Here is a 14,618-nt window from a genome sequence, read left to right as displayed (position 1 = left end):
GCAGGACTGATAGTTGCAACAACAGGCACAGCATCATTATCTAAAATAGTACCTGTAGCACTTACTGCTCCATTGTTGATTGTGAAGGTTTCATCTGCTTCGTCAATGGTATCTTGGGTCGTTGGTACACTTACTGTTCCGGTAGTTGCTCCCGCAGGAACTGTTACTGTAACATCCGTTGTCGTGTAATCCGCGCTTCCAGCAGTTCCATTGGTTAATGTGAACGTATAATTAGTTGCCACTGCAGATGGGTTACTCAACGTAAAGTTGAATGCCACATTTGATCCTTCAGTAGCACTAGCAGGACTGATAGTTGCAACAACAGGCACAGCATCATTATCTAAAATAGTTACTATTGCAAATTGAGTACCTAATTCTGTAGCACATCCACCATTTACATTGTCAATATTAGCAAAAACCGTTTCCGATCCTTCGCTGATATTGTCATCAATAGGGATTATGGTAATAGTTCCAGTTGTTGATCCTGCTGGTATTGTAATTGTTGCATTACTTGCAGTATAATCTGAATTGATCGTTGCTGTTCCTGTGTAAGAAATAGTAACTAAAACATCAGTAAACGTTGGTGTAGATAAAGTTGCTGTTAAGTTAACTCCAGTACCAGAATTTTCAGTAATTGAAGTTGTACCTATTAAGGTCACAGTTGGAGCATTTACAGTTACCGTTGACGTTGCTGTCAATGGTCGACTACAAGTTCCATTACTTACATTAGTAAGATTTAAAGTAGTATTTGTTGTAACTGATGGTATTGTAATAGTGACTGTTCCTCCTGATCCAATTGTTGCAGTTCCTGATTGCGCTCCTGTGTAATTTACAGTATTTCCTGCCGTTCCAGTTATAGTGAAAATTGCATCAGCACCAGAACAAATAGGACTATTAGAACTAAGTGTTGCTGCAACTGGTAAAGCATTTACAGTTACAGTTGAAGTTGCTGTCAATGGTCGGCTACAAGTTCCATTACTTACGTTAGTAAGATTTAAAGCAGTATTTGCTGTAACTGATGGTATTGTAATAGTTACTGTCCCTCCTGTTCCAATTGTTGCAGTTCCAGATGCTGCACCTTTATAATTTACGGTATTTCCTGCCGTTCCAGTTATAGTGAAAATTGCATCAGCACCAGAACAAATAGGACTATTAGAACTAAGTGTTGCTGCAATTGGTAAAGCATTTACAGTTACCGTTGACGTTGCTGTCAATGGTCGACTACAAGTTCCATTACTTACATTAGTAAGATTTAAAGTAGTATTTGCTGTAACTGATGGTATTGTAATAGTGACTGTTCCTCCTGATCCAATTGTTGCAGTTCCTGATTGCACTCCTGTGTAATTTACAGTATTTCCTGCTGTTCCAGTTATAGTGAAAATTGCATCAGCACCAGAACAAATAGGACTATTAGAACTAAGTGTTGCTGCAACTGGTAAAGCATTTACAGTTACCGTTGAAGTTGCTGTCAATGGTCGACTACAAGTACCGTTACTTACGTTAGTAAGATTTAAAGTAGTATTTGCTGTAACTGATGGTATTGTAACATTAACTGTTCCACCAGCACCAATAGTTGCTGTTCCAGATGCTGCACCTGTATAATTTACGGTATTTCCTGCCGTTCCAGTTATAGTGAAAATTGCATTAGCACCAGAACAAATAGGACTATTAGAACTAAGTGTTGCTGCAACTGGTAAAGCATTTACAGTTACCGTTGAAGTTGCTGTCAATGGTCGGCTACAAGTACCGTTACTTACGTTAGTAAGATTTAAAGTAGTATTTGCTGTAACTGATGGTATTGTAATATTAACTGTTCCACCAGCACCAATAGTTGCTGTTCCAGATGCTGCACCTGTATAATTTACGGTATTTCCTGCCGTTCCAGTTATAGTGAAAATTGCATTAGCACCAGAACAAATAGGACTATTAGAACTAAGTGTTGCTACAACTGGTAAAGCATTTACAGTTACCGTTGAAGTTGCTGTCAATGGTCGGCTACAAGTACCGTTACTTACGTTAGTAAGATTTAAAGTAGTATTTGCTGTAACTGATGGTATTGTAATAGTTACTGTCCCTCCTGTTCCAATTGTTGCAGTTCCTGATTGGGCTCCTGTGTATGTAACTGTATTACCCGCTGTTCCAGTAATTGTAAAGATTGCATTTGAGCCTGAACAAATAGGACTATTAGAGGTCAGAGTTGCTGCAGCAGGAAGTTGATTAGGTATGGTTGATATATTTGCTGAATTATTATTTGTTGTAGAGTCGTTTGATGAGCTTATTGTAGCAACGTTTCTATAATCTCCCGATGCATTAACTCGAGCTGTTATTACTAAAGTAGCGCTTTGTTGATTATTTAAACTTCCAATAGCCCAATTACCATTTGAACTAGTGTATGTACCAATGCTAGTGGTAGCCGAAACAAAGGTATATCCATTTGGTAACAAATCTAAAACAGAAACTCCTGTTGCATTACTTGGACCATTATTTGTTGCTGTAATTGTAAAATTAACATTAGAGTCAACACAAGGTCTAGCAATATTAACAGCTTTAGTAAGTGATACATCTCCACAAATATTTACAGGTACGGGAGCAGATTGCGCAGTAGCTCCACATGATAAAGTTGAAGACACAGAGTATGTACCCGTTGTTGTAGTTGTATAAGTGTTAGAATTCGCTCCAGCTATTGCAACTCCATCCAAGAACCACTGATAGGGTGCAAATCCTGGATTAGTAGATAAAGTGGCAGATGCTGTACATCCTACCCCTCCAGTATCAGGAACAACAGTAGGTGCATCTGGTTGCTCCGTGTAACTAGAAAAAATAGCGGCCATGGAAAAACCACCACCTTGTTGTACTAACCCAACAGTCATTTTAGAAACGCTTTCAATACTTATTGTCGTTGGAGAAGTAATTTCAGTATTGGTAAAATCAATTAAATACCAACCTGTAGATCCTAATTGACGTCTTACACCAGCGGCAGTTTCAATATTAGAACCATTTATATTTACTTGATCCGTTGCACTTTTTAATAGAATATAACCAAAATAAGGAAGATCACTACTACCATAATTTCTAAATTTATAAGTTTCCACGAAATTAGAACCTCCACAAGCTGAAACTGGGGCAACAGCTGTAACATCTACTTCACAAGTAATTGCAGTTCCCGAGTAGACAACTACATTCTTGGTACTATTAATCTTCGATGCTGAAAATGAAACTGTAGTTCCATGTGCATAAGTATAAAAATCACCCGCGTTTGTTAATGTTGCAGAAAGCGTACCGGATAAAGTTCCATTTTGTGCAAATTGTTCAATATTCAGAACTGTATTTGGTTCCGTAGCAACAACTGTAGTTTGTTCTGCTGTAGAATTCCCTTGACCTCTAAATATTAAGTATTCTTTTCCTAATACCGATATTGGTGGCACTTGATCTAAAGTACCGTCCCCACATCCTCCAGGTGCATCAATTCGAGCTGCAGTATTTACTACAGCTGGTCCAGATGTTTCTACTAAGGAACCCATTGCACTTGTAAACAAATAACTTTGACCAGCACTTAACGTTACAACCGTGACTCCATTTATTTTTACTGAAGTGTTATTGTTTATTGCCATAACACTGTATTGTGGAGCAGGACTAGTACCTAAACCACCGTTTCTATAATAACCAACTCTAAAACTCACTCCAATACCAGCATTACCAAAACTAGTCAAAGAGGCATTCCCTTTAATATGTGTTCCGTCACCACCTGTAGCATCCGAAGCAACGTTTCTTATATTTATAGATATCGGTCTTGTAGCTGAAATATTTAGTCCAGCTCCGCTTATGACTGTATTGAGTGCGTAATACTCTGATCCAACAGCAGTGGGCGAACCAGTAAATCGATATACTGCAGGTGTTCCTTTAACAGCATTTAGCGTTGTAACTAAATTTCCATCACTTCTTCTAACTTGTACAGATACGTTAGTTGTTGATTCTGTAGCAACAACTAGCTCATTTGCATCACTAAAGTACCTCCAAGGAGCTGGAGCTACATAATGTTGTGTATAAAATTGCGCATTAGCACTCTGAAACGTAATTATTAAAAAAAATACAAAAAAGAAATTCTTTACAGAGGTAAAATTTATCATGTATATTTGGGTATTAGGATAATAGTATTGTTTATATTTTATTTACGAAAAAAAAATAAGCCTGGTTTTTTTGATACGTCTAAATTATTTGACCCTTCAAAAGGACTAAATTCTTGCGTGGAAAATTATTGATTGATTGGTAATTAGTAAAAATAGTCATTACTAATTCATTGGAGAATTCATAACACATTTGTTTTGAGTACAAATAGAACAAAATTATATTATCTAAATATTTGTTTACAATAGATGCAAAATAGGATAAGATAAAAGAGATAATAAAAGTAAAGTTCTTCATATGTTGAATTTTATATCTTAAATCTGTTTTATAAAAGTCAGTTATTAATTACAATAATCAACGCTAAAGATTACAAAAATCTTCTTAAAAACAAATGTTTAATTGCTTAATATCTTGCAAATGTATGTATTTATATAAAAAAAAAGATAAATCAAAAAAAAAAAAGAGGAATTGAGGCCCTTAATCGACTAAATGTATTGTTTATTCGGTAAAAAACACAATTTAGAAGACCTAAATTGCTAAATAAACGCTTAATAGAATAGAATTTATTCACCTGTAGCTATTTACCTCCTTATAAAAAACAAAAAAACTGACTATCAATACGATTAGTCAGTTTTTTTGTAGTCTTAAACTTGTAATTAATATATCAATATGACTTCATACCTTTTAGTTCAACTTACTGTTTTTTCGGCTAAAACTAAAATAAATCACCAGTCCAATCAAAAGCCAAATTCCAAAATAAATCCAGTTCCAAACACTCAATTCTGCCATCATATACAAACAACAAATTAAGCCTAATAATGGAATCAATGATAAATTTGATTTAAAAGACCAAACTGATAATCCAGCTAAAACAATTAGGAAAATCCACATTGGAATTTTATGTTTAAATAAACTAAAACCACTTTCATATTTTACAGCATCCGAAATTGGTAAACCAGCTATAATACTGGAATATTTTGCATCGTCTTCTTGGTATTGACTCAATAATAGCTCTAAATCCGGTGTTTCGTCAGTGCTATTTTTTACATCAATTCCTACTAAATAATCATATACTTTTTGAGTTTCCTCTTTATTAAGGGATGTAATAATATCTGCTGAACTATTAATTTGAGTTTCATTGGTAATAAAATCCATAGTCGCTTTCTTATTAAATCCAAAAGCAAATACCAACCCAATAATAAGTAAAACTGGCATTATAAATTTTGAATTTACATAAGGTGTTTTAAACTTTCCTCTAGGAATATCAGTCTTATTTTGCAAAACTAAAACTCCGGCACAAACCAGTACAAAGGCAAATAAAGTACCAATACTACACAAATCCGTAACCAATGTTAGGTTCAAAAACAAAGCAGGAACTGCTACCACAAAACCTGTTACGATTGTAGAGTACGAAGGGGTTTTATATTTTGGATGCACTTTTGAAAAACGTTTTGGCAACAACCCATCACGACTCATACTCATCCAGATACGCGGTTGCCCCATTTGGAAAACCAATAAAACACTTGCCATAGCTACAACTGCACTAACTGCAATAATTCCCGACATCCATTTCAGATCTAATTTTTCAAATACAAAAGCCAATGGATCACCTACATTCAATAGGTCATAAGAAACCATTCCAGTTAAAACTAAGGCAATTGCAATATATAAAATGGTACATATAATTATGGCCCACATCATTCCTCTTGGTAAATCGCGTTGTGGATCTTTACATTCTTCTGCAGTTGTTGAAATAGCATCAAAACCGATGTAAGCAAAAAACACTGCTGAAACTCCTTTTAAAACTCCTGTAACTCCATTTGGTGCAAATGGATCCCAATTAGCAGTATCAACATAGAAAACACCAACAGCAATTACTAAAAGAACGATACATAATTTGACAACCACCATGATATTACTCGCATTTCGAGACTCCTTCATCCCGCGGTAAATTAATGCTGTGATTAAAACGATAATTAATAATGCTGGAAGATCTGCTACAAAATGAAATGAACCAATAACAGGTGAAGTTGTCCAAGCCGTATAAGAATCTTGCAAAGCAGGACTTAAGTTAGCATATTCTTTTCCGCCTTGCATCAGTGCCGTGGCGTCATCAAATCCTCTGGAAGCAGACAAGAAATCCATCTGAACCCATTGCGGCAAATGAAGACCACCACTCTCAAGTAAACTTGTAAAATAATCACTCCACGATATGGCAACCGTTATATTACCAACCGAATATTCCATTATCAAGGCCCAACCAATAATCCACGCTATAATTTCACCAAAGGCAACATACGAGTACGTGTAAGCACTTCCAGAAACGGGAACCATTGAAGCAAATTCAGCATAAGCAAAAGCAGCAAAACTACATGCTATAGCAGTAAATAAGAATAAAAAGATAACCGCAGGACCTCCATCGGCACTTGCCTTTCCAATGGTACTAAAAATTCCAGCTCCTACAATTGCAGCAATACCAAAAGCTGTCAAATCTCGTGCAGTTAAGTGTTTACCTAGAGCGTTATGTCCATCCGCATTGTTTTTTTCAACTTGTTTTAATATATCTTGTACTGTTTTTTTTCTAAATAAACCCTTTAACGCCATATTGTAAATTTTATCATTAAAAATTAATATACTGTAAATTATATGTTTTTATGTTAGATATTATGCAAATAATCTTCAAAAATCAAAAGTATAAAACAAATTGAACTATTGCTGTTTCTCCAACTATTTTTTTTTATTATTTTTTAAAATCTAAAAATGATTTATTTTTTAATTTAAAAAGTCAAATAACACATTTTAAACCTTTAAAAAGGAAAATTTATTAAAATCAAAAAATATTTTTCTGTAGTATTAGAACCGTATTATGATTTACTGACTATTTCAAACAGCTCCTTAAAATTGTCACTGGATGCAATGCTTTTCTGCTGGTTCCGTCAAAAATCTGGTGGCGACAACTCGTTCCAGCTGCTGCAATAGCTGTCGTCGGTTCAGTCGTTCTAATTTTAGGAAACAACGTATCTTCGCCCATTTGCATACTGATTTCATAATGTTCTTTTTCATATCCAAAAGATCCTGCCATACCACAACAACCCGAATTATAAATAGTAACCGAACTGTTTTTGGGTACATTCAACATCGCAAAAGTCGCTTCCATCGTGCTCAATGACTTTTGATGGCAATGTCCGTGAATTTTTATTGTTTTTTCCTCTTCAGAAAATTGCTCTGCATGAATTTTTCCTTTTGTAATCTCATTTTTGAAAAACTCTTCAATCGTAAATACATTTTTGGCTAATTTTTCGGCACCTTCTTTATCGTCTGCCAATCGAATGTATTCGTCTCTAAAGGTCAATATCGCTGAAGGTTCGATTCCAATTAAAGGAAAATTTGCAGTAATGTAATCCGAAAAAACAGCTACATTTGTATTCGCAATTGCTTTTGCTTCTTCGAGAAACCCTTTCGAGATAAAAGCTCTTCCACTTTCTTCATGATCCACCAGAATTACTTCGTATCCTAATGCTGTCAATAATTCATATGCATCAATTCCAACCGAAACGTCATAGAAATTAGTGAACTCATCACAAAACAAACATACTTTTCCGTTGACAAAAGAATTACTTGGCGCCTGATTCCAATTTTTCTCGTACCATTTTCGAAACGTCTTTGGAGCCAAAAGCGGTACTTCTCTTTTAGAAGCAATTCCCATGCTTTTTTTTACCAAAGGCAAGTTCACCATGAAATTCGTAATCTTTGGAGAAATGCTCCCTAATCCATTCAGTTTGGCATTAAAAGCAAACACTTTATTGCGCCATGAAAATCCATTTGCTTTTTGGTATTGGTACAAAAATTCCGATTTTAATGCCGCTACATCCACATTACTGGGACATTCACTGGCGCAAGCTTTACAACTCACGCACAATTCAAATACTTTATACAATTCTTCGTGGTCGAATTTATTGTCTTTTTCCGAATGCGTAAGGTATTCTCTCAGCGCATTGGCTCTGGCACGAGTAGTATCTTTTTCATTTCGGGTGGCACGATAACTTGGACATAAAGTTCCGCCTGCCGAAGGTAATTTTCGGCAATCACCGGAGCCATTGCATTTTTCTGCAGCACGCAAAATCCCCATGCTGTCCGAGAAATCCTGAATGGTTTGTATCTCGGGTTCGGCTCTGCCCGCTTCTACCCGAAGGTTTTCATCCATTTTGAAAGCGTTCACAATTTTTCCAACATTTAAAATGGTATTGGGATCAAAAGCATGTTTGATTCGTTTCAACAATTCATAATTCTTATCTCCAATCATAAAAGGCAAAAACTCACCACGCACAATTCCGTCTCCATGTTCCCCGCTCAGCGAGCCTCTATATTTTTTGACCAAAATAGCCACTTCGGTTGCGATGTTTCTAAATTGATGTAATCCTTCTTTTGTTTTTAAGTTTAAAACCGGACGCAAGTGCAATTCTCCGGCACCGGCATGTGCATAATAAATAGCGCTTTGACCATGGCGTTCCATCATAGCGGAGAATTCGGCAATATAATTAGGTAAATCACTCAACTCAACAGCGGTATCTTCAATAGAATCGGCGGCTTTATTATCGCCAACAATACTTCCTAAAAGTCCGAGACCTGCTTTTCGCAACTCATTTATTTTATCAATATCAGCTCCGTAAATTTTTGGCAAAGCATATCCGAAATTATTTCGTTCTAAATCTGCAATCAAATCATTCGCTTGTCTTTCGGCATCTTCAATACTAATATGCGAAGCTACTTCGAGCATAATAACCGCTTTTGGTTCGCCTTGAATGAAAAATCTGTTTTTGGCTTGTTCCCGGTTGGTTTTGGTACAATCCAATATCGTGTCATCCATCATTTCACAGGTATACAAATGATGTTTCATCGCCGTAACCACAGCTTCTAAACTTTCCTGAATAGTATGAAAATGCGCCACTACCACAACATTATTCGTTGGTGGAAGCTCATCGACTTTCAACGTGATTTCGGTGGTAAAAGCAAGCGTTCCTTCGCTTCCGCAGAGGAGTTTCCCTAGATTTATAGTATTTTCCGTTCCTCCGAAAAGTTCCGATTTCAATAATAAATCAATCGCATATCCGGTATTTCTTCTGTGAATTTCAGGCTTTGGAAATTCTTTAATAATCTCTTTTTGGTTTTCTATATTCGAAAGTTCCTCATAAATGGTTTTATAAATGGAGTTTTCGAGCGCATTTCCTTTTGTTTTTTCAATGAATTCGGCTGAAGTTATTTCTTTAAATATTGCTGAAGACCCATCACTTAAAATGGCTTTAATCTCGACTATTTTATCTCGGGTAACTCCGTACCGAATTGACGTGGTTCCTGATGAATTATTGCCTACCATTCCGCCTATCATACAGCGATTTGAAGTCGAAGTATTGGGTCCAAAAAATAATCCATGATCTTTTAAGTACAAATTCAATTCGTCTCGAATCACTCCCGGCTGCACGGTAACCGTTTTTTTTATAGAATCAAAAGCGATAATCTTAGTAAAATGTTTAGAAACATCTACAATTATTCCGTTACCCACTGTTTGACCGGCTAACGAAGTTCCAGCAGTTCTGGCCGTAATTGATATTTTATTTTTTGCTGCAAAGCGAATAATTTTCACAATATCTTCCACTGATTTTGGAATCGCTACAGCAACTGGCATAATCCGATACGCGGAAGCATCTGTGGCATACAGTGTTTTATGGAGATCATCAAAAAAAAGTGTTCCTTCTAATGACTGAGATAATTGTTCTAATTGAGGCGTGATTGACATGTAGTGGCGTAAATTGCTGTTATTTTCACAAATATAAAATATCGTAAACTATAATTTAATAATATTAGTAATAAAACCCAATTGGTGCAATTAAAATATTTGATTCCTAGTCGTATCTATCGGTTTGTGAAAAATATATTTATTGACACATTATATCAATTATTAATCATTTAAAATTAATTTGTACTTTGCTAAAAAGTTTATGCAATTTATTTTAGTACTACATCTATACTGAAACTTGCTTTTATTCAATTTTGCAACTTTTTTAATAATCCAATACGAATATTCCACTATTTAAATGATATCCAAAAACAAAATAGTCCGCTAAATATTGAATCATGAATGTGAATCTAGAATTACTGTATAAAATTGCCCAAAAACCTACCCGAATGATTATTGGTCTCATGTCAGGTACTTCAATGGATGGCCTCGATGTTGCTTTATGCGAGGTTTCAGGTGTTGGAGAAAACACAAAAGTTGCGCTACTAAAATTTGATACGGTTGAATATTCCGAAGAAATAAAAACTGAAATTCAAAAAGTTTTTGCAAAACAAAATATTGATTTCCACAATCTTGTATTATTGAATGAATGGATTGGCATACTTCATGCCAACATGGTTTTAAATTGTTTGGAAAACTGGAATATATCGAGTCATGACGTCGATTTAATTGCTTCACATGGACAAACAGTATTGCACCTCCCAAAAATTTTGCATCAGCAAGAAAAATTCCCAAATGGTACGTTGCAAATTGGTGATGGCGACCATATTGCTGTAAAAACAGGAATAATAACCCTCTCCGATTTCAGACAAAAAAACATTGCAGCAGGTGGTGAAGGAGCTCCCTTGGCGGTTTACGGTGATTATTTTATTTTTGGGAAAAAAGGCGAAAATCGCATTATGTTGAACATGGGCGGTATTGCAAACTTCACCTATTTACCCTCAAATATGAACCCCGAGGAGGTTTTCGTAACGGATACCGGCACTGGAAATACTTTAATTGATGCGTGTACCAGAATATTTTACCCCGGAAAATCTTATGATAAAGATGCGGAAATTGCAAAACTTGGTGTTGTAAATCAATCCCTTTTAGATACTTTAAAAGCCGATAAATTTTTTAAAGATTCTTTCCCAAAAACTACTGGTCCAGAACTTTTTAATATCGACTATGTTAAAGAGGCTCAAGCCAAAAGCAACACGGAAAATATTTCGGTTCCTGATTTATTAGCGACATTAACAAGATTTAGCGCCGTAACTATAGCCGAAGCAATTAAGTATGCTGTAGCAAATACAAAATACGATTTAGAAAGTTTTTCTATTTATATGTCAGGTGGCGGAACACATAATCCATTATTAGTTAGTTGGTTAAGAGAACTATTGCCTTGCCATTTTTTTACAACTGATGAATTAGGTATTTCTGGTGATGCAAAAGAAGCAGTATTATTCGCTGTTTTAGCTAACGAAACGATTTCTGGTGGAGGCTCAGATTTTGGCACACGTAAAGGAATCCCTTCAGTTTCTATGGGGAAAATATCATTTCCCAATTAAAGAGCAAATAAAATTTCAAACTATCCACAATCCATTTTTGGCCATCCTCCATTGCATTTTTAATAATGTATTACTATTTAATCTTTGAAAACTCTAAAATTTAAATTTGTCTAAGTACATAATTAAAATTTTAACTTCTATACATTAGCTCCGGTTGTAAAAAAACTAACACTACTATACTTTTTAATGATAGTAAGAAAATTGGCAAAGAAATTGAGTTCTTAAAATTAGTCAAATTTTAAAACCATTTTAACTGGTAAATTTCACTAAAAAAACTATTTTTGAACACTCTATAAACAAAACTCTAATGAAAAATTTCAAGCACACCCTTTTGCTTATTACATTCCTCTTACTTTCTTTTTGGAATGGTAATGCACAAGCATTGGCTACAAATCCAAAAAATGAATTTAGAGCTGTTTGGATTGCTACCGTGGTAAATATTGACTGGCCGAAAATGAGTACTGATAATGTTGCCAAACAAAAAGCGGATTATATTGAAATTTTAGATGTGTACAAAAAACTAAATTATAATGCCGTAATTGTTCAGATTAGAAGCGTTGGAGATGCTTTTTATCCAACTGAATTAGCGCCTTGGTCCCGTTTTTTGACCGGAAAAGAAGGACAGGCACCCAAACCTTATTTTGATACATTAGCGTGGATGATTGCTGAAACGCATGCGAGAGGTTTTGAATTTCATGCTTGGATGAATCCATATAGAGCTACGATGGATTACAATACGTCGCTTTTGAGTCCGGAACATGATTTTTTCAAGCATCCAGATTGGATGATTAAATACGGTGGAAAATATTATTACAATCCAGCATTACCAGAAGTTCAGAACCATTTACTGGCTATTGTAGAAGAAGTTGTGGAAAAATATGATATAGATGCGATACATTTTGACGATTATTTTTATCCATACAGAATTAAAGGAGAGTTATTTAATGATACCGCTTCGTACAAAAAATATGGAAATAATCTAAGTATCGAAGATTGGAGACGTTCGAATGTGAATAATTTTGTACGATGTGTTTCCCTTTCGATAAAAAATATTAAACCATGGGTACAATTTGGCATCAGTCCGTTTGGAGTTTGGAGAAATAAATCAATGGATCCCAGAGGTTCTGAAACGGAAGCGGGACAAACGAATTACGATGATTTATTCGCTGATCCGTTAGCATGGATGGAAAACAAATGGATTGATTATTTAGTTCCTCAATTGTATTGGAGTATGGATCACCCAAAGGCTTCTTATTCAAAACTATTACGTTGGTGGTCTGAAAACTCAACAAATACTGCAATTTACATTGGAAACGGAACCTACAAAATCAATGCGGATTCTGATAAAAGATGGAATAATCCACAAGAAATTCCGAATCAAATTGACATCACCAGATCGTACAAAAATGTTCAGGGAAATGCGTTTTTTAGTGCAAAATCATTTTTGAACAAAAATCAAAGTGTGACTAAATTACTAACAGAAAACCAATACAAATATCCCGCTCTTCCAACTGTAGTTCCCGGTTCCATAAAAAAAATGGCTATCGTACCAACTGCAAATAACATTTTGATAAATCCAATTGCATCACGATTTAACGTGACTTATCCAATGTATAGTAAAGTACGATATGTTATGGTTTATGGCGCCAAATTCAACTCGGAAATTAATGTAAATGATCCAAGTCAAATTATTGATAAAATTGCATTCAAAGACGATAGTGATACGGTTGAAGTCGTGATTCCATCCTATAAATTAAACAAAAATACCACCTGCGCGATTACATTCATTGATTTTTATGGTAATGAAAGTGACCCAACTTTAGTAAACTTTACGCTATAAAATTTAATCGAATATAATTTGCCTTTCATGAAAACAGACAATAGACCCTGGTATTGGATTCCCGTTTTAAACTTTGCTTCCGGCTTGCCTTACGCCATCATTATTTCGGTTTCGGTGATTATGTACAAAAACCTCGGAATTAATAATGAAGACATTGGAATTTACACCAGTTTACTCTATTTACCCTGGGTAATTAAGCCGTTGTGGAGCCCGTTTATTGATCTCTATTCCACTAAAAGAAAATGGTTTTTGAGCATGCAATTGCTAATTTCCCTCGCTTTTTTGATTGTGGGTTTAACAATTCCTTTGAGTAATTTTTTCGTTATCAGTTTAGCTGTTTTTTGGGTTGCTGCTTTTGCATCAGCTTCAAATGATGTGGCCAGTGATGGATTTTACATGTTGGCTTTAGAAAAAGACCAACAATCCTTTTTCTTGGGAATCCGCAGTACTTTTTACCGACTTTCGATGCTTACCGGAAATGGATTAATGGTATTTATTGCCGGTTATTTAGAACAAGAATATGGCGATAAACAAAAAGCATGGTCCTATACCATGGTAGTTGTAGGATTAATTATGACTGTCATTACGATTTACAATTATTTTTCCACACCAAAAATAGAAGCCAAAATCGTAGAAACAACAACGGAATCGGTTGCAAATAAAAATTTTGCTGCTGTTTTCGCTACTTTTTTTCAAAAGAAACAAATTGGTTTAGTTCTGGCTTTCATTCTATTATTCAGATTAGGAGAATCGCAATTGTTAAAAATGTTGACTCCTTTTTTAATCGATCCTGTAACAGCAGGCGGAATGGGTTTAACCACTCAAGATGTTGGTGTTATTTATGGGACTTTTGGCGTGATTGCACTTACTGTTGGTGGAATTTTGGGCGGAATCGTAATTTCACGAGACGGATTAGGAAAATGGATGTTGCCAATGATTTTGGCCATGCACTTACCTATAATTGGGTTCATATTACTTTCACATTTTCATCCTGGTTCCGTTTTGTATGTTTATGCAGCCGTTATCGCAGAGCAATTTGGTTACGGATTTGGTTTTGCCGCTTTCATGATGTATTTAATTTATGTGGCTGATGGCGAATCAAAAACGTCCCACTACTCTATCGCAACCGGATTTATGGCTTTGGGAATGATGCTTCCGGGAATGATAAGCGGTTATATTCAGGAATATCTTGGGTATGGAAATTTCTTTATTTGGGTATTTTTAGCAACCATCCCAGGATTAATTTTATCCCGATTCTTGATTTTTCCAGCTGATTTTGGTAAGAAATCAGATATTTAATTTTACCATTTAA

At 35.3% G+C, this 14,618-nt stretch carries 6 protein-coding genes; 3 read left to right on the top strand and 3 right to left on the bottom strand.

All coding sequences use genetic code 11. From position 1 onward, the window contains the following. The 3 genes from BC952_RS07340 to BC952_RS07330 all read right to left on the bottom strand — a co-directional run. On the bottom strand, positions 1-4,127 hold a 4,127-nt coding region (locus tag BC952_RS07340), incomplete at its 3' end, for a Calx-beta domain-containing protein (RefSeq protein ID WP_121364884.1). 682 nt (positions 4,128-4,809) lie between these two features. Further along, on the bottom strand, positions 4,810-6,729 hold the full coding sequence (locus BC952_RS07335; RefSeq protein WP_121364883.1) for an amino acid permease: 1,920 nt from the start codon (positions 6,727-6,729) through the stop codon (positions 4,810-4,812). A 274-nt stretch (positions 6,730-7,003) separates the two neighbouring features. After that, the gene (locus tag BC952_RS07330) at positions 7,004-9,919 is read right to left on the bottom strand and encodes an FAD-binding and (Fe-S)-binding domain-containing protein (protein ID WP_121364882.1); all 2,916 of its coding nucleotides are present in this window, start codon (positions 9,917-9,919) and stop codon (positions 7,004-7,006) included. Between the two features lie 338 nt (positions 9,920-10,257). Here BC952_RS07330 and BC952_RS07325 point away from each other — a divergent pair, with 338 nt between their 5' ends. The 3 genes from BC952_RS07325 to BC952_RS07315 all read left to right on the top strand — a co-directional run bounded on the left by BC952_RS07325 (position 10,258) and on the right by BC952_RS07315 (position 14,605). Then, positions 10,258-11,466, top strand: a complete 1,209-nt coding sequence (locus tag BC952_RS07325) for an anhydro-N-acetylmuramic acid kinase (protein ID WP_121364881.1) — start codon at positions 10,258-10,260, stop codon at positions 11,464-11,466. A gap of 307 nt (positions 11,467-11,773) precedes the next feature. After that, entirely contained in the window at positions 11,774-13,306 is a 1,533-nt protein-coding gene (locus BC952_RS07320; protein WP_121364880.1) for a glycoside hydrolase family 10-like protein, read from the top strand. A gap of 27 nt (positions 13,307-13,333) precedes the next feature. Further along, positions 13,334-14,605: an AmpG family muropeptide MFS transporter gene (locus tag BC952_RS07315; protein ID WP_121364879.1), complete on the top strand. Its 1,272-nt coding sequence runs from the start codon at positions 13,334-13,336 to the stop codon at positions 14,603-14,605. Positions 14,606-14,618 lie beyond the last annotated feature (13 nt).

Origin of the sequence: Flavobacterium limicola, assembly GCF_003634755.1 — a bacterium.
Taxonomy (GTDB): Bacteria; Bacteroidota; Bacteroidia; order Flavobacteriales; family Flavobacteriaceae; genus Flavobacterium; species Flavobacterium limicola.
Note: the sequence above shows the minus strand (reverse complement) of the source record. Positions and strands in the feature narration are given on the sequence as shown.